Annotated in this window: 21 protein-coding genes; 14 read left to right on the top strand and 7 right to left on the bottom strand. The window is 39.5% G+C overall.

Going from position 1 to position 21,001, the window contains the following annotated elements; all coding sequences use genetic code 11:
• Positions 1-340: 340 nt before the first annotated feature.
• The 3 genes from QNH20_RS22200 to QNH20_RS22190 all read left to right on the top strand — a co-directional run bounded on the left by QNH20_RS22200 (position 341) and on the right by QNH20_RS22190 (position 2,756).
• Positions 341-1,351 (top strand): polysaccharide deacetylase family protein, encoded by a 1,011-nt coding sequence (locus QNH20_RS22200; RefSeq protein ID WP_283920107.1) that lies wholly within the window; start codon positions 341-343, stop codon positions 1,349-1,351.
• Between the two features lie 84 nt (positions 1,352-1,435).
• Positions 1,436-2,440: an AI-2E family transporter gene (locus QNH20_RS22195; RefSeq protein ID WP_283920106.1), complete on the top strand. Its 1,005-nt coding sequence runs from the start codon at positions 1,436-1,438 to the stop codon at positions 2,438-2,440.
• An 82-nt stretch (positions 2,441-2,522) separates the two neighbouring features.
• Positions 2,523-2,756 (top strand): hypothetical protein, encoded by a 234-nt coding sequence (locus QNH20_RS22190; protein WP_283920105.1) that lies wholly within the window; start codon positions 2,523-2,525, stop codon positions 2,754-2,756.
• A gap of 51 nt (positions 2,757-2,807) precedes the next feature.
• Here QNH20_RS22190 and QNH20_RS22185 read toward each other — a convergent pair whose 3' ends face one another.
• Positions 2,808-3,515 carry a DNA alkylation repair protein gene (locus tag QNH20_RS22185; protein ID WP_283920104.1) on the bottom strand — a complete coding sequence of 236 codons (708 nt, stop codon included), beginning with the start codon at positions 3,513-3,515 and terminating at the stop codon, positions 2,808-2,810.
• A gap of 145 nt (positions 3,516-3,660) precedes the next feature.
• Here QNH20_RS22185 and QNH20_RS22180 point away from each other — a divergent pair, with 145 nt between their 5' ends.
• Positions 3,661-4,635: a cation diffusion facilitator family transporter gene (locus tag QNH20_RS22180; protein ID WP_283920103.1), complete on the top strand. Its 975-nt coding sequence runs from the start codon at positions 3,661-3,663 to the stop codon at positions 4,633-4,635.
• Between the two features lie 105 nt (positions 4,636-4,740).
• Here the strand turns inward: QNH20_RS22180 and QNH20_RS22175 are convergent, their stop codons facing one another.
• Entirely contained in the window at positions 4,741-5,253 is a 513-nt protein-coding gene (locus QNH20_RS22175; RefSeq protein WP_283920102.1) for an acyl-CoA thioesterase, read from the bottom strand.
• Between the two features lie 162 nt (positions 5,254-5,415).
• On the opposite strand from QNH20_RS22175, the gene QNH20_RS22170 reads away from it, so the two are divergent.
• The 10 genes from QNH20_RS22170 (at position 5,416) to QNH20_RS22125 (ending at position 16,421) form a co-directional block, all read left to right on the top strand.
• Positions 5,416-6,492 (top strand): serine hydrolase domain-containing protein, encoded by a 1,077-nt coding sequence (locus QNH20_RS22170; RefSeq protein ID WP_283920101.1) that lies wholly within the window; start codon positions 5,416-5,418, stop codon positions 6,490-6,492.
• A 41-nt stretch (positions 6,493-6,533) separates the two neighbouring features.
• Positions 6,534-7,355, top strand: coding sequence for an NAD(+) synthase (nadE, locus tag QNH20_RS22165; protein ID WP_283920100.1), 822 nt, complete (start codon positions 6,534-6,536; stop codon positions 7,353-7,355).
• 330 nt (positions 7,356-7,685) lie between these two features.
• Complete coding sequence (locus QNH20_RS22160) at positions 7,686-9,110, top strand: amino acid permease (protein WP_283920099.1); 1,425 nt, start codon at positions 7,686-7,688, stop codon at positions 9,108-9,110.
• 153 nt (positions 9,111-9,263) lie between these two features.
• Positions 9,264-10,082 carry an amino acid ABC transporter substrate-binding protein gene (locus QNH20_RS22155; RefSeq protein ID WP_283920098.1) on the top strand — a complete coding sequence of 273 codons (819 nt, stop codon included), beginning with the start codon at positions 9,264-9,266 and terminating at the stop codon, positions 10,080-10,082.
• Positions 10,069-10,767: an amino acid ABC transporter permease gene (locus QNH20_RS22150; protein ID WP_283920097.1), complete on the top strand. Its 699-nt coding sequence runs from the start codon at positions 10,069-10,071 to the stop codon at positions 10,765-10,767. The genes QNH20_RS22155 and QNH20_RS22150 overlap by 14 nt, the downstream gene beginning before the upstream one ends.
• Before the next feature lie 27 nt (positions 10,768-10,794).
• Positions 10,795-11,529, top strand: coding sequence for an amino acid ABC transporter ATP-binding protein (locus tag QNH20_RS22145; protein WP_283920096.1), 735 nt, complete (start codon positions 10,795-10,797; stop codon positions 11,527-11,529).
• A 419-nt stretch (positions 11,530-11,948) separates the two neighbouring features.
• Positions 11,949-12,494, top strand: a complete 546-nt coding sequence (locus tag QNH20_RS22140; protein WP_283920095.1) for an NfeD family protein — start codon at positions 11,949-11,951, stop codon at positions 12,492-12,494.
• Positions 12,495-12,510: 16 nt separating this feature from the next.
• Positions 12,511-14,031, top strand: a complete 1,521-nt coding sequence (locus QNH20_RS22135) for a flotillin lipid rafts scaffold protein FloT (protein WP_283920094.1) — start codon at positions 12,511-12,513, stop codon at positions 14,029-14,031.
• A gap of 328 nt (positions 14,032-14,359) precedes the next feature.
• Positions 14,360-15,070, top strand: coding sequence for a response regulator transcription factor (locus QNH20_RS22130; RefSeq protein ID WP_283920093.1), 711 nt, complete (start codon positions 14,360-14,362; stop codon positions 15,068-15,070).
• Positions 15,048-16,421, top strand: a complete 1,374-nt coding sequence (locus QNH20_RS22125) for an ATP-binding protein (protein ID WP_283920092.1) — start codon at positions 15,048-15,050, stop codon at positions 16,419-16,421. The genes QNH20_RS22130 and QNH20_RS22125 overlap by 23 nt, the downstream gene beginning before the upstream one ends.
• Positions 16,422-16,455: 34 nt before the next feature.
• On the opposite strand, the gene QNH20_RS22120 is transcribed toward QNH20_RS22125, so the two are convergent.
• The 5 genes from QNH20_RS22120 to QNH20_RS22100 form a co-directional block, all read right to left on the bottom strand.
• Positions 16,456-17,214 carry a (S)-benzoin forming benzil reductase gene (locus QNH20_RS22120; protein WP_283920091.1) on the bottom strand — a complete coding sequence of 253 codons (759 nt, stop codon included), beginning with the start codon at positions 17,212-17,214 and terminating at the stop codon, positions 16,456-16,458.
• 291 nt (positions 17,215-17,505) lie between these two features.
• Complete coding sequence (locus QNH20_RS22115) at positions 17,506-18,288, bottom strand: ABC transporter ATP-binding protein (protein WP_283920090.1); 783 nt, start codon at positions 18,286-18,288, stop codon at positions 17,506-17,508.
• Positions 18,285-18,983, bottom strand: a complete 699-nt coding sequence (locus QNH20_RS22110; RefSeq protein ID WP_283920089.1) for an ABC transporter permease — start codon at positions 18,981-18,983, stop codon at positions 18,285-18,287. Before QNH20_RS22110 ends, QNH20_RS22115 begins: the two co-directional genes overlap by 4 nt.
• 78 nt (positions 18,984-19,061) lie before the next feature.
• Positions 19,062-19,928 carry an ABC transporter substrate-binding protein gene (locus QNH20_RS22105; RefSeq protein WP_283920088.1) on the bottom strand — a complete coding sequence of 289 codons (867 nt, stop codon included), beginning with the start codon at positions 19,926-19,928 and terminating at the stop codon, positions 19,062-19,064.
• Positions 19,925-20,866 (bottom strand): helix-turn-helix transcriptional regulator, encoded by a 942-nt coding sequence (locus tag QNH20_RS22100; protein WP_283920087.1) that lies wholly within the window; start codon positions 20,864-20,866, stop codon positions 19,925-19,927. The genes QNH20_RS22105 and QNH20_RS22100 overlap by 4 nt, the downstream gene beginning before the upstream one ends.
• Positions 20,867-21,001: the final 135 nt, after the last annotated feature.

Here is a 21,001-nt window from a genome sequence, read left to right as displayed (position 1 = left end):
CGACCTGACACCAATCTCACCTCCATTAATCTTGTTCATTGAATATGTATGTCAATCTGTAACAGAATTTGCCTGTACTCCTTTTTGAGATCTCTGATTTATTTTTTCTTTTTTTTGCTACTTTTTCCCATTTATTGCTGGTATAATAGATTGGTAAAAAGTTGTAAATTATCATGTGGAAATTGGGCTTTACATATTTTTGTCAAAATTTGATGTCGAATTTACTAGTAATATCCAATAAATTTAATAGAATTGTAATATTTTTAATAGATTAGAAACAATTTGGCCTTTCGTTCGTCTATAATGAAGGAAGGAAAAAACAACAAAGAGGGTATGAACAATGGGGTATCTAAAAAGCGGATGGTCAAGAGGGATAGTAATTGTCATTATTGCGATAGGGTTCTTGTTTGCAGGGATATTTGTGAGCAATTATTTTCAGGCGAAGGCTGCAAGCGAACCTAGTAATCACGAAAAAAATGAAAATATTAAACGTGTAGCAGCTAAAAGCCATACACCAGAATCGATTGACAGGAACACAAAGGACTTAAAACTTGAAAAAGAACGGATGCAAAAACAGCAAGATAAAGCAATATCTTCGAGAAATAAACAAGATCAAGAACAAGAAACTACTACTAAGGATACTGCCGCGGCACAAAATGCCACTCAAGAAACAGGAACTCCTCAAACACCGGAAAAGGAATCCAATGCAACCCAGCCAAATCAAAATAATACGCAGCCAGAGGGGAACCATAAAACGGTATATCTAACATTTGATGACGGTCCCGCAGCTTTCTCCGGTGAGATTATTGCACTATTGGAACAGTATCATTATAAAGCGACTTTCTTTATGATTGACGGAAATATCCGGAAATACCCCGATGCGGTAAAGTTGATGGTTCAAAATGGAGAGACAGTTGGTCTTCACAGTGTGTCCCACAACCCGAAAGTTTTTTATGCATCAGTCAATTCTATTATCTCGGAATTAACACAAAACCGGAACACGTTAAAAGAAATATCCGGTGTTGATTCATATATTATGAGAACCCCATACGGCAGCGTTCCCCATATGACAGTGGGATATCGCCAAGCAGTTCATGATAATGGATATTTAATGTGGGATTGGAATATTGACAGCAAGGACTGGTATTATAAGGATGCACGCTACGTCGACAGCGTCATTGAGCAATTAAATAGATTAGCAGACCATAATGGGCCAATCGTGATACTTTTACACGAAAGACAGGAAACACTTGCCCATCTGCCAGCACTGCTTGACTATTTAAGTCAACATGGCTTTGAAGGTAAAGCAATTGACAATACCATGACACCGGTTCAATTTAGTGCAAGATAGCATTTTAATAAGGACAGATTACCTAGAGGTTTGATATAATAAACATGTATATATAAAGTAAAAATAATGGGGTTTGATAATTGCATGATAAATAAACTTTTGCAGAGCAGCGGATTTAAAAGAATAGCAATTTTTGTATTGATTGCGATCGTTTTATATGCGATGAGATCAATGATCAATTTAATTTTACTCACGTTTATTTTTACTTTTTTAATGGATCGGTTAGTTCAATTTATTGAAAAGAAAATTCCCCTTAATCGCAGGTTGATTGTGATTGTATCATATGCCTGTATTGTCGGTTTGTTTTCTTACGGTTTAGTCATGTACCTGCCGATGATTGCTGGTGAAATTACCGCATTGATCAAACAGTTAACTGCTTTTTATACCTCGAAGCATGATAATATCGTCTTGAGTTATGTGATGAGCCGTTTAGAGGAAATTCAAATTTCCAGTTACCTTGAGCAGGGCTTTACCTTCTTAATTAAGAATATAACTGATATTAGCAAAATTACCTTGCAAGTGTTAATGGCGCTTTTGTTGAGCTTATTTTGCTTATTAGAAAAACCGCGCTTAATTGAATTTACAAAGAAATTTAGAACGAGCAAGATCTCATCCATCTACGTAGAAATTGAATATTTTGCACACAAATTCGTTGGAACGTTCGGTAAAGTAATTGAAGCACAATTAATAATTGCTTTGGTGAACTGTATTCTTACAACCATCTCCTTATGGCTGCTTGATTTCCCGCAGCTAGGCGGTTTATCGATTATGATTTTTGTTTTGGGATTAATCCCGGTTGCCGGTGTGATAATTTCATTAATCCCACTTGTGATTATTGCCTATAGTATTGGCGGCATAATGAAGGTTCTCTATGTCGGGATTGCGATTGCGATTATTCATGGCATTGAAACTTATATTTTAAATCCAAATTTAATGAGTTCAAAAACAAATCTTCCTGTCTTCTATACATTTATTGTCTTGATTTTCTCCGAGCACTTTTTGGGAGTGTGGGGTCTGATTATTGGAATACCTATATTTGTGTTCCTTTTGGATGTATTAGATGTGACGGATAGTAAAAAAGTATTGTGAAAAAGCCTTTTCTTATAGGCTTTTTTCTTTTGGCTGATTTCTGCTATTCTAAAAGTAAGAACTTTATAAGGAGGATTTCTTTATGAGCGAATGCAAGCTAGATCACTCGCAGGAAGATGTTATAAGTAAATACGAATCCCAAGCAGCTTTTTTACCTGAGGAGATGAAGGAGTTATTTAATCAGTTTTTTACCAAAGATCATACACAAAATATTTTAAATGAGGTTTTTCATCTCTTAAAAAAATATGATTTAGCATCGGCTGAAGAGCAGAACGAAAGAAATAACCGCTTATATTTGGTGCTGAAGAATGTTTAATGAGTAAGGCCCCTGCGCGCTTAGCCAGGGGCTGTTTTCTATACTTAATCGTTAACAAATACAGGTTTTCTTCTTAACTCCAATCTTGTCATGAAGCTCAATTTTTTTAATGTACTCGGTTGCTAAAGGCACTTTACAAGCTGTATTCCCGACATCGACATGTACCTTGCCAATCTTTTCAGCCATCTTTTTTGCTTCCTCATGCAATGCCGTAACATAGGCCCCAACACTGATTACAAAGCCATTCATCACATAACGAACACGGTTTTTTTCTTCGTGAATGGTGGTTTCCACTTGCTGTAAAAGGGTACGAATTTCCTCTAGGTCTAATTTTTCATCAGCTGTAATCGATAAGTAATTCGCATATGTACTCCACCCGGCTACGGCCGTCATTTCTACATCCGATTTCATCCATTCCCGTGCAAGGTCAAGTGCAAAGGAGCTTTCAGCGGCGGCTCTTGCCACTGTATATTCGGCATGCATATACCAGTTAGCATGCTTAACCCAATCTTGGAGCGTTTCTTTCGTCATCAATTTTGGGTTGACGGAAAGTCCTGCTAAATACATGGCATCGGAATTACCAGTATTGTATAGCGCCAATGCTAACTCTTGATCTTTTTTAACCGGCTTCACCAGCTTTTTTAAATCGCCAACTTTTACCCCGAAAAGGGATCCTTGTGCACCATGGTTGATAAACGTTTTTTTCGTTTGCTCCGTCCCTAACTCTGCAAGCTTCCATATGATTTCATCCAATGTCATTATGGTACCCTCCAAGCATTTTTCCTCATTTTATCATCATTTTGGGAAAATTTCCTTTTGCTACGCATCAATTATTAATGAAATATGGTATGTTAGAAAATATTAAAGTAAGACAACTTAATAATGTATAAGAAAAGAGGATTCGATGGGAGAATTATTACAGCTTTTGAAACGCGGAAATAAGTCGGCCATGCTTGCCGCCATTATTAATACGATTATTTCGATTATTAAAGGTGTTGCCTTTTTGTATACTGGCAATGTTGCGATGTTTGCCGAAACGATGCATAGTCTCGGGGATGCAGCCAATCAGTTATTTGTGTTTATCGGATCAGCCTTAAGTAAAAAGGCGCCAACAGAAAAATTTCCGAATGGATTTGGCCGCTTAGTAAATTTAGTTCTTTTGGGCGCAGTGTTGATAGTCGGCATTATGGCGTTTGAAACCATTAAAGAAGGATGGCACCATGTTTTACATCCAACAAAGTCCGGCGGGTTTATGATTAATATTATTGTCCTAGCCGTTTCTACGATTCTTGAAACATTTGTCTTGTTTAAAGCAATGAAAGAAATTTTACATGAAATTGATGTAAAAGCAAGTGGTCCGAGTGTTTTTGCAAAAAGTTTTGCCAATTTAGGAAAAGCAAAACCAGCGACAAAGCTTGTGTTTATGGAAGACCTTGTGGCAGCTTCGGGCGGTTTGTTAGCGATTATAGCCGTTGTGATTGCCCACTTTACGAATTTCCACCAGTTAGAGGGGATTGCTTCGATGCTGATTGGTGCGATGATGTTTTTTGTGGTTGGGAAGGTCTTTTTAGACAATGCTGCGGGTGTAATTGGCCAGGCAGATGAGGAAATGGAAAACAAAATCGGGGTACTTGTTATGGAAGATCCTGATGTAAAGGACATCCAGGACATTACTGTCATTAAAGAGGGAGAAGACCTGCACGTTGAATTGGAAATTGAAATAGATCCAGGTTTAACTGTTGCTGCGGCTGATGATATTAAAGACCGTTTAGAGGAAAAAATTATGGCGGAAAGAGGGGTCGTCGATGTCACAATAGAGATAGATGAAGAGGATGGCGTGATGACATGGCAAAACCGCAGTGAATCACCAGCAGAATAGGAAATGGGCTGCATGAAGGGGAATAAATTGTTGTCGTGATTGGGAATAAAGATCCTCAGAAATTGAATTAGGTTCGCGCTTATAAGCACGAACCTTTTGCTTTTCTTATTCCCATGGTTTATGGGTAGTAAAAACACTTGCCAGTTCTTTACTGCTTTTCCGATGCTTTTTCCGCTTCTCCGCTCTTTCTCCGCTGGTTTCATGAAGCTTCTTTTCTTCTTCAGTTTCAGGGATAATGCTTGGGACTTTTGATGGCTTTCCATTTTTATCTAACGCGACAAACGTCAAGAAGGCGGTGGCGGCAATTTTTCGGTCACCAGAAATTAGCTTTTCTGCAATGACCTTGACGAAAATCTCCATTGAAGACGTTCCAGTAGATGTGACAAAGGTTTCAATACAAACCGAATCCTTCGGTGTAATCGGGCTTAGGAAATCGACAGAATCAATAGATGCAGTTACGCATTCAGTCCTGGAATGTCTTGTTGCAGATATAGAGGCAACCATATCAATATCACTAAGTAACTTCCCGCCAAACAAGGTATTATGGTTATTAACGTCATTCGGAAAAATCCTGCTCGTCCTTACGACTCTTGATTCATTACACGTTTTTGCTTCCATTTTTAGTACCTCCAACTCTTCAATAATTCTTTAAATTTTGTTTAAAACTACTTCTAGAAACGAAAAAACCGCCTAAAAGCAGCAAAATGGAGTAACGCATTGTTTAATCATACATAATAAGTACATGAATAAACAACTGGAAAGAGGAAGAAGTGGTTTAAAATGAGAAGAACCATTTATAAATGGTTATTATTAGTTTCTTCTATTTTCTTCGGGACAGCAGGCTGCCAAAATAGTATAAACATACTCAAATCCAAATATAACGTTTCAGCACACTATGAAAATAATCAGACAGAAAACAGCATTCAAAAAGGAATAAGAAAATATTTAATTTCTCATCATGTAAATGGCAGTATTGCTATTGTAAAGAAGAATGAAATTATTTTTCAAGAGGGAGTGGGGTTTGCTAATAGGAAAAGGCAAATCGCAAACCAACCATCGACAGCACATCCGATTGCTTCAATTACGAAGCTGATGGTTGCGACAAGTATTATGCAGCTCCAGGATCAAGGGAAATTAACCATCCAAGATTCTGTGTCAACTTTCATACCAGACTTTCCAAATGGGAAGAACATCAAACTCATCCATTTATTAAACCACACCTCTGGAATCCAGGCTCCTCGTTGGGATTTAGGTAAAAAGAAGCCTGCAGCAATTGTGAAAAGGCTCAATACAACATCGATTAGGTTCCCTGCAGGTACTCAATGGGATTACAATGATATTAATTATTTGGTTCTTGGGTTTATAGTGGAAAAAGTGTCCGGGGAACCGCTCCATAAATACATTCAGAAAAATATATTCAACAAGGCTTCGATGGGGAATTCGGGTTTTATTTCGGATATGCCACCGGTTTATTCAACAGGCTATTTAAAACTTGGAAACCAATTGATACCGGCAAAGAGATTGAATACTAATTTGCTTTTTGGATGCGGTGATATTTATTCCACAGTTCTGGATTTATGTTTATTTGATGAAGCATTAATGAGTGGAAAGCTTATTTCTAAACAAAGTTTAAAGGAAATGCTGACTCCAGGACCGAAATCAAATTATGGTTTAGGACTTTATGTCTTAGATTCCATGGTCTATAGCAGGGGTGCCGTGGGGGGATGGGAATCGCTTCATGTTTATTTTAAAAATAAAACCTCAATTGCAATCCTCTTGAATGTTCGCGACAAAGGGATTGACATCCATCAGGTTGCCAAGGACGTTTATAAGATGATGAATGAAAAGCATTTATGATAAAGTACATATATCAATAATTTTAGCAGGGGGCTCGAGGGATGAGTTTACAAGCACAGATTATGAAGGAATTAAATGTTACGCCAAACATTCAACCAAAAGAAGAGATTCGAAAGCGGATTGATTTTTTAAAAAATTACCTGCTTAAAACAAAGGCAAAAGGCTATGTTTTAGGAATCAGCGGAGGCCAGGATTCGACACTTGCCGGACGTCTCGCCCAGCTGGCAGTCGAGGAACTGCGTAACGAAGGAACCGAAGCGATGTTTGTTGCTGTCCGTCTTCCATACGGAGTCCAACAGGATGAGGAAGATGCTAAGCTATCTTTAGCGTTTATCCAAGCTGATCGGGAAACGAGCTTTAATATCAAGGCAGCTGTTGATGAAGTGCAAAAAGAATATGACCAAAGTTATGAGGGCGGGTCGATAAGTGATTATCAAAAAGGTAATGTTAAGGCGAGAATGAGAATGATTGCTCAATATGCCGTCGGCGGCATGGAAGGGCTGCTTGTGATCGGTACAGATCATGCCGCAGAAGCGGTTACTGGTTTCTATACAAAGTATGGGGATGGCGGCGCAGACCTCCTTCCATTGACTGGCTTAACGAAACGGCAGGGCAAAGCCTTACTTAAAGAACTTAGAGCAGACGAACGACTTTACTTAAAGGTTCCAACTGCAGACCTGCTTGACCAGAAACCAGGTCAGGCAGATGAAACAGAGCTTGGGATAACCTATGATGAACTTGATGACTATCTTGAAGGGAAGTCTGTTTCTAAAGAAGTCGCAGAAAAGATTGAAAAGCGGTATATCATCACTGTACATAAACGGCAACTTCCTGCTAGTATGTTTGATGATTGGTGGAAATAAGAAATTGGAAACGCCTTGAATAGAGCGGGCTTATGACCCTAAAGCTCTAAGGAGCTGGGGCTAGACAGTTATTAAGGGTAAAAGAACTCATACAAATAAAAAATGCGGAGTGAAGAGATTGCCTAAAAAAGGGCAGTCTTTTTTTTGAATATTGTTCCTTTAAAAAGTAACAACCTGTGTACATTATTTGAATGCTGATATTTTAATCCTCTAATGCTTTATCACGATAAAATTTTCCATTGACAAAGGATATGCTCGAGCGTATTCTAGTAACATAATCATTATTCGGAAATCATAAAAGAGATAAAAGCATCGAGAGGGGTTCTCACAATGGGGAAGACAAATAAATTAGGGTTTTGGGTATTAACGGCACTTGTGGTTGGAAATATGGTAGGTTCAGGGATATTCATGCTGCCAAGATCATTATCAGAGGCAGCTAGTCCGGCTGGGGTCATTATGGCATGGCTGTTAACCGGTTTCGGTGTTTTGATGATTGCCCTAGTATTTGGAAATTTAGCGATTCGCAAGCCAAACTTAACAGGCGGGCCGCAAATTTATGCCAAGGAGCTTTTTAAACCAGGTTCACAGGCATCAATTTTAGCGGGATTTATGTCGTCCTGGGGATACTGGATCGGAAATCTTGCTGGAATTGTGGCCGTTATTACAACCTTCGCCGGTTATTTATCAACTTTCTTTCCGGTTTTAACCAGCAAGACCCCATGGTTTACCATTGGCGGCTTTACCCTCATGGTTGGTAATGGACTAACTTTTATCGTTTGTACGATTATGTTATGGGGAATTCACTTAATCATTATGCGCGGGATGGAAAGTGCCGGGAAATTAAATTTTGTTGCTACAGCTGCAAAGGTCATCGGTTTTTTCTTGTTTATCATTATTGGATTGTTTGCCTTTGAAAAAAGCAATATCCTGCCATTTGTGGCAGTGAGGGCAGACGAGGCAGGACACGCCCTTGGAATAATGTCTCAAGTCAATAATGCAGCCGTAAACACATTGTGGGCGTTTATTGGCATCGAGTCAGCGGTTGTGTTTGCCGGCCGTGCTAAAAAACAGACGGATGTGAAACGGGCGACGGTTCTTGGTTTATTTATTGCCTTAGCCATATATATGGGGATTAGCACACTTGTGATGGGGATGTTAGATCAAAACACACTAATTCACTCTGACAAGCCCATGATTGACGCGATACAATCTGTTTTAGGACCGTTAAGCGGAAAAGTGTTAGCAGGAATCGGCTTAATCAGTTTATTTGGGTCAACGATTGGCTGGGTAATGCTAAGTGCAGAAGTTCCTTATCAAGCAGCAAAACAAGGGATATTTCTTCCTGCTTTTTTAAAAGAAAATAAAAAGGGGTTACCATCCTTTTCTCTTCTTTTGACAAATGGAATTGGTCAGTTATTTATTTTTTCAACGGTATCAAAGTCGATATCAGGTGCTTTCGATTTCATTATTCTGATAGCAACTCTAGCCTATTTAGTGCCTTACTTTATTTCATCCATTTATCAGCTTAAATTGGTTATTACCGGAGAAACGTATAAGAGTGATCGATCAAGAATTACAGATGGAATCATCGCTCTTCTTTCCACGATTTATTCCATTTGGATTATAATCGCTGGAACAGCGGACATAAAAACATTTATTTATGGAATAATCTTGATAGCAAGCGGGAGTCTTTTCTACGGTCCATTAATGAAAAGGAACGATAAAGTTAAACAAAAAGAGGCGTTATCAGCTTAACCTGTCAGTAATTCTCTGATAGGTTTTTATTTTTTCTAAAAGGGTAAAATAAATTTATTCTATTCGATTTTTTCTTTTGACAGAATGTAAGGGATATAATATGATTATTAAATCCTAGAAAAACAATCAGAATTAGGGGGTTTATGTTGCGAGATGAAAAAACTAACAGTTATTTTTGCACTCTTACTAAGCTTTATGTTTGTTTTGTCTGCATGCGGTAAGGATAATAATGCCGTTAAAGACAACAAGCCTGCTGAAAAGGCTAATCAGGATTTATTGAAAAAAGTAAAAGACGAAGGAAAGCTTATCATTGGTACTGAAGGTACGTATGCTCCTTTTACGTTCCATGATGCGAATGGAAAGCTAACCGGATTTGATGTTGAGGTTGCAGAAGAAGTAGCCAAGCGTTTAGGCGTGAAGGCAGAGTTCAAGGAAACACAATGGGATGCGATGTTTGCTGGTCTTGATGCGAAGCGTTTTGATATGGTAGCTAATCAGGTTGGAATTCGTCCTGACCGCCAGAAAAAGTACGATTTCTCTGATCCTTATATTACCTCTGCTGCCGTGTTAATCGCCTCAAAAGATAATGATAAAGTAAAATCATTTGCGGACATGAAGGGATTAAATTCTGCTCAATCCTTGACGAGTAACTATGCAGATATTGCGAAAAAGAACGGCGCTAATATTGTCGGTGTAGATGGTTTCCAACAAGCAGTTGAACTGATTGCACAGAAACGTGTCGATGTAACTGTCAATGATAAAATTGCCTATTTAGATTATACAAAGCAAAAGCCAGATGCACCAATCAAAATTGTTGCAACTGCCGAGGATGTCTCATCTAGTGGATTTATGTTTAGGAAGAAAAATGACACACTTGTTGATGCAGTAAATAAAGCATTAAAAGACATGGTTGATGATGGCACTTACAAAAAAATCTCTGAGAAATGGTTTGGTGTAGATGTACTTAAATAGTATTTTTGCTGACCCAGAAAGAACAGCAAGATTAATTGATATCGCTAAAACCTCCCTTCAGCCTCTGCTGGAGGGTGCTATTATGAACACCATACCATTAACAATTATTTCGTTTATTGTTGGCCTGAGTTTGGCTATTCTGACAGCACTTGCACGTATTTCTCATGTTAAGTTTTTTCAAATTATTGCAAGAGTCTATGTTTCTGCTATTCGCGGAACGCCATTATTGGTGCAATTATTTATTATTTTTTATGGTCTTCCAAATATCGGAATTACGCTAGATCCATTTATTTCTGCTGTAATTGGCTTCTCCCTAAGTGTTGGTGCGTACGCATCAGAAATAATTCGTGCTGCGATTCTTTCCATTCCAAAAGGTCAGTGGGAAGCAGGCTATTCGATTGGTATGACCTATACGCAAGCATTAAAAAGAATTATTCTGCCCCAGGCTGTAAAAGTATCGATACCGCCGTTATCGAATACCTTTATTAGTCTTGTAAAAGATACCTCGCTTGCTTCACTCGTGCTTGTAACCGAGATGTTTCGCCGCGCCCAGGAAATCGCTTCAACCAATTATGAGTTTTTATTGGTCTATTCCGAAGCAGCTCTGCTTTATTGGGTTATTTGTTTTTTCCTTTCATTAATCCAAGGATTTATGGAAAAGAGACTGGATCGTTACGCATCTTAAGAATGTACGGGGAAAGGGGGTTTTACGATGATATCGATAAAAGGTTTGTATAAACAATTTGGTCAATTAGAGGTTTTAAAAGGAATTGATCTCGAAGTTGAAAAAGGAAAAGTAGTTGTTGTCATCGGGCCGTCAGGTTCTGGAAAGACAACCATGCTCCGCTGTTTAAATGTGTTGGAAATCCCCACAAAAGGTGTCATTTCCATCGAAGGCCAAAGCCTGGATTTTTTTAAAAACGTTCCGAAAAAAAATATCGCTTCATTCCGCCGTTTAACAGGAATGGTTTTTCAAGGTTATAATCTTTTTCCTCATAAAACTGCCCTTGAGAACGTCATGGAAGGGCCAGTAATTGTTAAAGGGGAGAATAAAGACACTGCCCGTAAAAAGGCTCAGGCTCTATTAGAGAAGGTTGGTCTTGGTGATAAGCAGGATTACTATCCCGCACAGCTTTCGGGAGGGCAACAGCAGCGTGTAGGGATTGCCCGGGCATTGGCGATGGAGCCGGAGGTCATGCTGTTTGATGAACCAACCTCGGCGCTTGATCCTGAGCTTGTAGGTGAAGTATTAAAAGTAATGAAGGATCTTGCCAGGGATGGGATGACGATGATCGTTGTCACTCATGAAATGCGCTTTGCCCGTGAAGCTGCCGATGAGGTCATTTTTATGGATCAGGGCGTTATTGTTGAACGAGATAAGCCGAATGAAATCTTCACCAATCCTAAAGAAGAACGAACAAAGAAGTTTTTGAATCTGATTCAGTAAGGTGCTATAGCTTAAGTTGCTATTGCACTTTTTTTGTTTAAGTGACTGAAATTGGGAAGATAGGGTCAGCTAGAAGGGGCCAACTTGACTATTAACGGAAAAGTGGCCCAAATGATGAGAATTCCATTGCCCACAAAAAAGAAACTCCTATGGTAGCAACAAAGCTTGCAAAGTAATCAATATCTTTTCATCCTGTACTATTACCCAAATTTTGTCGAAGATTGTTATGTTCTAAATTGGCAGAAAATGATAAAATTGTCTTAAGTGTGAAACCTTTTACATTTTTATCCGTATTACCTACTATACATAACTTAAGAGGAAGGGAAGGATGCTCCATGCTTGAAATTTTTTGAAATCATAGACTACAGTACACTTTCCTTTATATTCTTCACCATAATAAAAAATAAGGAATGATGCACATGGAACCTTTCAGCATACCTTTAGAAACGATTTATTTGTATGGACTAATCATTTCGGGTGTATTAACGGTTTTATATGTTTTATTTGCAGATGTGTTTCATTTTCACGGGGCTGGCGACGGCGGGCTGCACTTCCTTAACCCTGTCTTAATTTTTGCCTTCGTAACCATTCTGTCTGCAAGCGGATACTTGTTTGAAAAGCTATCATCTTTACATTATTTACTCATTTTAGCTATTTCGGCAGTAATCGCCTTTATTGTTGTTACCCTACTAAATGTCTTTGTCCTCGTACCGTTGTCTTCCGCAGAGGAGTCACTAGTTTATAAAGAATCTGATTTGCGAGGAAGGATTGGGACTGTTATTACTTCGATTCCTGCTGATGGTTACGGAGAAGTGTTGATTGAGAGCACGAGCGGCAGAATAGCCAAACCAGCTTCCAGCTTTGATGGAGACCAGATTCCAAATGGCTCTCGCGTGCTTGTGGTTCAAGTGAAAAATGGTGTTCTCGAAGTAACCGTACATCATCAATTAGAAAGCTATATCTAGAAGGGGGTTTTAAGAAATGGAATTTAACGTTATTTGGATTATTATTGGGATTGTTGCACTTATTTTAATTGCTTTAATCGGTGTCTTTATCACTAAGTACAGAACTGCCGGGCCGGATGAGGCTCTAATTGTTACAGGAAGCTTTCTTGGAAACGGAAATGTACACGTAGACGAATCAGGAAATAAAATCAAAATTATCCGCGGCGGCGGTAGCTTTATTTTACCAGTATTCCAACAGGCAAAACCGCTTAGCTTGCTATCTAGTAAACTAGAAGTTACTACACCAGAGGTTTACACAGAACAGGGTGTGCCGGTCATGGCTGATGGCGTCGCGATTATTAAAATTGGCGGCTCAATCAGTGAAATTGCTACTGCTGCTGAACAATTCCTTGGAAAGCCAAAGGAAGACCGAGAAAATGAAGCAAGAGAAGTTCTTGAAGGCCACCTAAGATCGATTCTTGGTTCGATGACAGTTGAAGAAATCTATAAAAATCGCGATAAATTTTCTCAAGAGGTTCAAAGAGTTGCGTCACAGGATCTTGCAAAAATGGGACTCGTTATTGTATCGTTTACGATTAAAGATGTTCGGGACAAAAATGGCTACCTTGATTCCCTTGGTAAACCGCGAATCGCTCAGGTTAGAAGAGATGCTGATATTGCCACAGCTGAAGCGGAAAAAGAAACCCGTATCAAAAAAGCAGAAGCTTCTAAGGAAGCTAAGCGTAATGAATTAGAGCGGGCAACAGAAATTGCTGAAGCAGAAAAAATCAATCAACTGAAAATTGCGGAATTCCGCCGTGAACAGGATATCGCAAAAGCAAAGGCCGACCAAGCTTACGACCTTGAAAGTGCACGTTCGAAGCAGGACGTAATGGAACAAGAAATGCAAATCAAAATTATAGAAAGACAAAAACAAATTGAGTTAGAAGAAAAAGAAATTCAGCGCCGTGAACGCCAATATGATTCCGAAGTGAAGAAAAAAGCTGATGCCGATCGTTATTCTGTTGAGCAATCTGCAGCAGCTAATAAGGCTAGAGAAATTGCGGAAGCGGAAGCCAATAAATACCGTATCGAAGCTATGGCAAAGGCGGAAGCAGAGCGGATTCGCCTCGACGGTCTTGCTAAAGCAGAAGCACAAAAGGCACAAGGGTCGTCAGAAGCAGAAATTATCCGCCTAAAAGGTTTGGCAGAAGCCGAAGCGAAGGAAAAAATCGCTGAAGCCTTCGAGCAATTCGGTCAAGCGGCGATTCTCGACATGGTCATCAAAATGCTTCCTGAATATGCGAAGCAAGTGGCAGCTCCATTATCTAATATTGATAAAATTACTGTTGTGGATACTGGCGGCGGTTCAGGAGAAAATGGCGGTGCTAATAAAATTACCAGTTATGCGACCAATTTAATGGCGAGCCTCCAAGAGTCATTAAAAGCATCAAGCGGTATCGATGTAAAGGAACTGATTGAAAACTACTCAGGTAAAGGTAATGTGCGAAGAAGCATTGAAGAACTAACAGAAGAGGTTAAAAAGAAAGACGAATAAATACACAAAAATCCTTATCGACTTCGATAAGGATTTTTTAATGCCATATTCCTATAAAAAAAGTGGGTGCCCCGCCCTTCGGAGCACCCTTGGTATATAAAAGAGAGAGGTTAATTTGGAATGAGTTAGATGGTTGATAACCATGTGCTGCATCAAAGAGTCGATAACCTTAAGCTTGAGAGTTCTTCAAGTTATCACCTCTTATTAACTACAGTTTCATCTTAGCGGGAAAAATTGAAGATGTTATGAGGATTTTGTGGTGAATTTGTGAAGTTACAAAAATCACAGACTTAAGGTGATATAGTAATTGTATGGGGAGTGGTGATTCATGAAGATTTTATTAGTTGACGATGAACGCAGAATCATAGAAGTTCTCGAAGCCTACCTAGAAAGAGAAGGCTATGAAATTCATAGTGCTGATAATGGAATAGACGCCTTGAAAAAGGCTAAAACAATTGACCCTGACCTAATCATTTTAGACTTAATGCTACCTGATATTTCTGGTGAAGAGGTTTGCCGTTTAGTACGAAAAGAGTCGGATGTCCCAATTCTGATGCTTACTGCAAAATCGGCCGAGGATGACCGCATCAACGGGATTGTCATGGGAGCAGACGACTATTTAACCAAGCCATTCAGCCCGAGGGAAGTAGTCGTCCGTGTCCAGGCGATTTTAAGGCGTGTGAAAAAGACGGAAAAAGTGGAACGCCTCGAATTCAACGGTAAAAAACTAGCAATTGATTTAATAAAGAAAGAAGTAACGGTAAATGGTGAGGATGTTACCTTAACTCCGATTGAATATAAACTTCTAACCAATATGGCGGTCAATCCGGGCCGGGTTTACAGCCGGATGGATTTGCTTGAAAAGATTCAAGATGAAGGTATTTATTATGAAGGCTATGAACGGAGTGTTGATACCCATATCAAAAATCTGCGTAAAAAAATTGAAGCAGATTCGAGGCAGCCAGACTTTATTTTAACCGTGTTTGGGATGGGCTATAAATTTGGAGGGGTACTAGATGCTGCACACACTCCGGTCTAAGATCTTGTTTTATTTAGTCCTCATCTCAATGATTGGGATATTAATTGTCAGCTTTTTTATCCAATATGGTTTTGAAGAAAGTTTTAATAGTTATTTAGACCGGAATCGTGAAAAAAAGATTGATAGAATTATTACGGAAATTGAGAAGGATTATCGAAAAAATGGCCATTTTACAAGCGATCCAGTGTTTGGACTGCTCCATGAACATGCGATGACCGATCAGCTTTATTTTCAATTGTATGATCGTTTTGGACAAATTCAGATGGATTCGTCTAATATTCGCGGCATGCTAAATAGCTTTGGCTTAACTGAACCGGCACCAGATGGGGAAGAGTGGCACTCCAAAACCTATACGCTGAAAGTCGACAATGCCATTATCGGCAAACTTGTTGCCATCTATCCGGAGGGATTAATTGACGATGAATACACGTTTATCCAAACCATCCAATTGTATATATTGGCGGCTGTTTGCTTAACGATTGTGTTAGCGATTGTCTTTAGTATGCTTTTTTCGAAAAAGTTAACCTCCGGATTGAAAAAGCTGTCGTTTGCAGCTGGTGAGCTTAAGCAGCACAATCTTGATATTCGCATTCCATTATCAGGTTTGCCTACTGAGGTAAAGCAGATCGCGATTTCATTCAATAATCTTGCTGAATCATTGGCAAAGGAAGAAATGCTGCGGAAGCAATTTACCGGTGACCTGGCACACGAGCTGAGGACACCGCTTGCCACACTAAGAAGTCAAATTGAAGCTTTTCAGGACGGGATATGGGAACCGACCCCGCAGCGGCTTCAGGTAAGTCATGAAGAATTGATGCGCTTAGTACGGCTTGTTAACGAGTTAGAAAAATTGCTTGCTGCTGAGAACCCGCAAATCAAACTTGAAAAAATGGAGCTGGAAGCAGGAAGTGTGTTAGCAGCGTTATGGGAAATGTTTTTGCCTATTTTTAAAGAAAAGGGCGTTGGTCTTCGAATTGAAGAACTTGCACAGGAGGAAATATTTAAGGCGGACAAAGACCGATTGATGCAAATCCTCTCCAATGTTCTTAATAATGCCCTGAAATACACGCCTGAGGGAAAGAATGTTACGATTTCGGTGGTTACGGATATGGAAGGCTTTGTGGGCTTTAAAATTCAAGATGAAGGTTCAGGAATGAATGAGGAGGATATCCCGCATATTTTCGAACGGTTCTATCGCGGTGACAAATCCCGCGACCGCAAAACAGGGGGGATCGGCATCGGTCTTTCCATTGTTAAGGCCTTAATGGATGCCCATAAAGGCATCATCAAGGTAAAAAGCAGGTTGAATAAGGGAACTAGCATTACCTTATGGTTTCCGCAGGAAAACTAAAAAGGCCGCTCAACTAAGAAGCGGCCTTTTTGTACTATTTTAATAGTTCTTTAATATTGTAGACCTTTCCACTTTCAACATTACCGCTTAGAATGAGATCCACTAAAGCATTAGCAACTACATCTGCCTGTAATAGCATGTTCTTTTCCTTATATTCCTTAAATTGTTCCAGGTCTTTAAAAGCTTCCTTGGTGGATGAACGGATGGTTTCCTGCATTTTTGTGTCCATTACACCAGGGCTAAAAGCGATAATTTTGTTGTTTGTTTTCAATTCTGTTTGCTCAATTGCGGCCGTTTCTGTGAACATATTTAACCCAGCCTTGGAACTGCAATAAATACTCCAGCCTTCAAATGAACGAACAGCTGCACCTGAAGAAACATTAATCACGGTTACCTTCGTATTGGTTAACTGAGCCTTGCTCAAAAATAAATTGGTAATAAGAATAGGTGCGATTAAATTTACTTGGATATTCCGAATGACCGGAGTTTGATCTAAATTACCAATCGTCTGGATAGGCTCAATCACACCGGCATTATTAAAAAGAAGAATTTCCTTTGGATCTTTTTGAAAAATATAATGGGCAATATCCATAAAGACTTCCTGAACTTCTTTTTCTAATGAAAGGTTACAGGAAAAGTGGTTATATTCAATTCCACTTTCGATTGCAAGTCTTTTTATTTCTTCATTCTCTGTCCGAGAAACCGAAACAACGGCGATTTGTTCTTGTATTAGCCGCTTTGTAATTGCCTCGCCTAACCCTTTTGATGCGCCAGTAATGATTGCATATTTCATGTAAAACTCTCCCTTATAACCCAGTTACTATGTATTTCCTATTTTATCCTTCAAGGAATTTTAAAGCAAATAAAAGTGAAGCTTCAACAAGTGGAGTTTTTTTCACCCCTACTGATTGTTAGTCTTGTTCGTACAGTCTTGAAAGTGGGGTCTTATAGGCTCGTTAATACGGGATAAAAAAAGGCAGCTCCAGATGGAACTGCAAATTAACGTGGATAAGGTTTAACTAACCTTTGCTGACGCATCGGTTAGTTGAACTATATCTCAGCAATCGTGCATTTACTGACAGTATTACCTCAACGATACTAGATTTGAGGAAGGGGATCTACTGCCCGTTAATGCGGGATAGAATTTCTTCCACTCATTTAGGAAGGATTGAGTAGAAGCATTAGGATGTTCTAGGACCTGAGGGGTAGGTCCGGATTGCTTTACTTCACCATTCACGATAATCGCCAGACGATTCGTGAGGTAATTGATCTCCATCAGATCATGGCTGACAAACACAGCCGTGGTTTGGGCAGTTTCGGTAATGCCCTTGAAATCTTCCATTAATTTGATTTTGGTTGGAAAATCTAAAGCTGAAAAGGGTTCATCTAGAAAAAGAACCTCCGGCTCAACAATCATCGCTCGCGCTAAGTTGACGCGCTGAGCCTCTCCGCCGGACAGATAAAGCGCATTTTTTTTCGACAAATGGCTGATACCAAACAGTTCCATCCATTGGGCCACTTTTTCCTTAATGACACTTTTCGAAACTTTCCTTAAGGTTAAACCAATTGAAATATTGTAAAAAACGGTGCCATCTAAAAGCAGCGATTGCTGCAGGGCTATTGAAAACTTTCTCCTTAAATCAAGCGGGGCATTTCCATTAGGAATGTTCTCTCCGCGGTAGAGAATATCGCCGCTGGTTGGCTGCTCAAGAAATGCTGCCAGCTTTAGCAGAGTGCTTTTTCCAGCACCGTTTGGTCCCATAATACCAAGAAATTCACCATCGTAAATCTGAAATTCAGGAATATCAAGAATCGTTTTAGTATGGGCCTTAAAGGTGATGTCTTTCAGCTCAATTAACGGGTTCATGATATTCGCTTCCTTTGCTGTAAAAATGTTAACGCGGCTGTAATCAACAGGGCAACCGACAATAAAATGAATGAAAGGGCTAAGGCAATGTCAAAGTTCCCTTTTGAAACTTCCATCACTATCGTCGTAGTTAAAATGCGTGTATCTCCCTGAATATTTCCACCGACCATCATTGCGGCGCCAACCTCAGCTATTACGCGGCCAAAGCCGGCCATAACTGCCGCAAATATCGCAATTTTTAATTGCTTAATGAGAATCGCCAGTGTTTGCAGCTTTGTTGCTCCCAGTGCTTTAATTTGCAGCAGCATTTTATCACTGACTTGCTGGAATGCCGTGCATGTCAGGCTTGTGACGATTGGCAGGCTAACTAAAATTTGTGCCATTACAATCGCTGTCGGCGAATAGAGTAAGGTAAGGTCGCCTAATGGGCCGGAGCGCCATAACAGCATCGTAATCCAAAGACCTGCAACAACTGGAGGCAGTCCCATACCAATATTAATGAATAATAAGAGCAGTCTGCGCCCTTTGAATCTAGTTAATCCGAGTAAAATTCCAAGTGGCAATCCGATGATGCTACTAATCAGACTGGAAATGAGACAGACCTTAAGGGTTAGCCAGGTAATTGCAAAAACTTCCCTGTCACCAGAAAAGATCATTTCTATTGCTTTTTTCAGTCCATCTATTAGTAATTCCATATACGTAATGCCTCCAGGATTCCCTTTAGAAGAATGATAGGAAGGAGACCTAGGGGTCCCCGCTATCTATAATAAATATTATTCTGTGTACTTAAAGAATAACGATTGTCCGTATTCTTTCTTACCGAAGTTCTCGATCACGTCTTGAGTTTTGCTATCTACCATAAAGTTTACAAATTTTTCTGCGTCTTTACTATTAATTTTGTCATGTTTTTCAGGATTTACTTGCATTACGTGATAAATATTCATTAAATCATTTCCGCCTTCAACGACGATTTTTAATGTATCCAAATTCTTTTCCTGGGCTAGCCATGTAGCACGGTCTGTTAAAACATAGCCCTTTTTCTCTGCAGCAACTTGTAAGGTTTGTCCCATTCCTTGGCCAGTTGATACATACCAATCGCCAGCTGGTTGAATGTTATCAGCAGTCCAAATGCCAAGTTCTTTTTTATGTGTACCAGAGTCGTCTCCACGTGAAACGAAAGTAGACTTCGTATCAGCCAATGTTTTGAAAGCTGCTTTGATGTCATTTCCGCTTACACCTGCTGGATTGTCCTTTGGTCCTACTAAAATAAAGTCATTATACATAACACGTTTGTAGTTAATCGCGTCACCAGCATCAACAACTGCTTTTTCGGCTGCCGGAGCATGAACAAGAAGGACATCGGCTTCCCCTCTTGTACCCATTTCTAATGCCTGGCCAGTACCAACTGCGATCGTTTTGACTTTTACGTTATTTTCCTTTTCGAACATTGGGACTAATACATCTAATAATCCGCTGTCCTGTGTGCTTGTTGTCGTAGCGAGAATCAATTCTGTTGGTGCCGGTTTCGGTGCCGGCTTTTTCTCTTTTGCAGCAGTGTCTTTTGTGTCAGAGTTTCCGCAAGCTGATAAAACTAGCAGCATCAGAGCAAATAATGTGATTAAAAAGCGATTTTTTTTCATACGAGTTCCTCCGTTTGACTTGTTTGATAGATGATCTTTCCTAAATCTTGAATGGAATAGCCTTCTAAATCAATTAGGCTGTTTTTGAAGAGGTCAGACTGTAAGTATTGAATTAATTCCGTTAAGCTTTGTTTGTTCTCATCGGTAAAACGGAAAACAAGGTCAAACTGTTCTTTCGCTACTGGTACGAAATCTAGTCCTAAATGGCTGGCAGCAGAATGAATGCCAAAGGTAACATCGGCGATGCCTCTCGCAATGTAAGAAGCTGCTGACAAATGGTTCCATTCTTCATTGCCGTAACCGTTAATTTTACTAGGGGCAATACCGTAGCTTGCAAGCTTTGAATCTAGTAAAAATCTTGTCCCTGACCCTTTTTGGCGGTTAATAAATTGAACATCTTTTCTCGTGAGGTCAGAAAAATCAAGAATACTTTTCGAATTGCCTTTTGCGACAATAAACCCTTGCTCTCTTACGGCCAATCTAACAACCATGATAGATTCGTAAACAAACAGCTGATGGATAAATGGCAGATTATACTCTTGCGATGTCGGATCTAAAAGATGAATAGCTGCAATATCGGATTGACCTCGATAAAGCATCATTAGACCTTCTAAACTGCCGATGAAGGAAGGCTGAATTTGCAAATGTAACGCCTGTGCTGCTTGTTTGGTAAAATGTTCGACAAGAAAGTCATGGCTCCCGGAAAGCCGGATTGGCATGTTTGTATTGATTACAGGGCTTGTTTGTTCCACTGAAGATTTCTTTGCAGGAGCTTTCATATTCTCCTTAAATCTTTCCAACTCAGCATGTTCAATTCTCATTTTATTTCCGATTTTAAAGGCCTGCAGCTCGCCTCTTTTAATCAGCTCATAAACGGTATGTTTTGAGATTTGAAAGATTTGTGCCACCTCATCGGGAGTATACGCCTTTTCGTCCATTAGTCACCCTCCTTTTTCCAGTTTTATTTTATAAAAAGAATATCATACTAAATGTGACTTTTGTTAAGTTTTGTTAAGTTTTGTTAAGTTTCGTTGAGTTTTGTTTAGAATTGTCACGAATTGTTCAAGAAAATA

Origin of the sequence: Neobacillus sp. WH10 (assembly GCF_030123405.1) — a bacterium.
Taxonomy (GTDB): domain Bacteria; phylum Bacillota; class Bacilli; order Bacillales; family Cytobacillaceae; genus Neobacillus.
Note: the sequence above shows the minus strand (reverse complement) of the source record. Positions and strands in the feature narration are given on the sequence as shown.

Coding starts and splice junctions, on each gene's coding strand:
- QNH20_RS22145 (WP_283920096.1), top strand. CDS start 10,795: ATGATATCGATAAAAGGTTTGTATAAACAATTTGGTCAATTAGAGGTT.
- QNH20_RS22160 (WP_283920099.1), top strand. CDS start 7,686: ATGGGGAAGACAAATAAATTAGGGTTTTGGGTATTAACGGCACTTGTG.
- QNH20_RS22105 (WP_283920088.1), bottom strand. CDS start 19,928: ATGAAAAAAAATCGCTTTTTAATCACATTATTTGCTCTGATGCTGCTA.
- QNH20_RS22100 (WP_283920087.1), bottom strand. CDS start 20,866: ATGGACGAAAAGGCGTATACTCCCGATGAGGTGGCACAAATCTTTCAA.
- QNH20_RS22155 (WP_283920098.1), top strand. CDS start 9,264: ATGAAAAAACTAACAGTTATTTTTGCACTCTTACTAAGCTTTATGTTT.
- QNH20_RS22130 (WP_283920093.1), top strand. CDS start 14,360: ATGAAGATTTTATTAGTTGACGATGAACGCAGAATCATAGAAGTTCTC.
- QNH20_RS22120 (WP_283920091.1), bottom strand. CDS start 17,214: ATGAAATATGCAATCATTACTGGCGCATCAAAAGGGTTAGGCGAGGCA.
- QNH20_RS22200 (WP_283920107.1), top strand. CDS start 341: ATGGGGTATCTAAAAAGCGGATGGTCAAGAGGGATAGTAATTGTCATT.
- QNH20_RS22175 (WP_283920102.1), bottom strand. CDS start 5,253: ATGGAAGCAAAAACGTGTAATGAATCAAGAGTCGTAAGGACGAGCAGG.
- QNH20_RS22195 (WP_283920106.1), top strand. CDS start 1,436: ATGATAAATAAACTTTTGCAGAGCAGCGGATTTAAAAGAATAGCAATT.
- nadE (WP_283920100.1), top strand. CDS start 6,534: ATGAGTTTACAAGCACAGATTATGAAGGAATTAAATGTTACGCCAAAC.
- QNH20_RS22125 (WP_283920092.1), top strand. CDS start 15,048: ATGCTGCACACACTCCGGTCTAAGATCTTGTTTTATTTAGTCCTCATC.
- QNH20_RS22115 (WP_283920090.1), bottom strand. CDS start 18,288: ATGAACCCGTTAATTGAGCTGAAAGACATCACCTTTAAGGCCCATACT.
- QNH20_RS22190 (WP_283920105.1), top strand. CDS start 2,523: ATGAGCGAATGCAAGCTAGATCACTCGCAGGAAGATGTTATAAGTAAA.
- QNH20_RS22150 (WP_283920097.1), top strand. CDS start 10,069: ATGTACTTAAATAGTATTTTTGCTGACCCAGAAAGAACAGCAAGATTA.
- QNH20_RS22180 (WP_283920103.1), top strand. CDS start 3,661: ATGGGAGAATTATTACAGCTTTTGAAACGCGGAAATAAGTCGGCCATG.
- QNH20_RS22185 (WP_283920104.1), bottom strand. CDS start 3,515: ATGACATTGGATGAAATCATATGGAAGCTTGCAGAGTTAGGGACGGAG.
- QNH20_RS22170 (WP_283920101.1), top strand. CDS start 5,416: ATGAGAAGAACCATTTATAAATGGTTATTATTAGTTTCTTCTATTTTC.
- QNH20_RS22140 (WP_283920095.1), top strand. CDS start 11,949: ATGGAACCTTTCAGCATACCTTTAGAAACGATTTATTTGTATGGACTA.
- QNH20_RS22135 (WP_283920094.1), top strand. CDS start 12,511: ATGGAATTTAACGTTATTTGGATTATTATTGGGATTGTTGCACTTATT.
- QNH20_RS22110 (WP_283920089.1), bottom strand. CDS start 18,983: ATGGAATTACTAATAGATGGACTGAAAAAAGCAATAGAAATGATCTTT.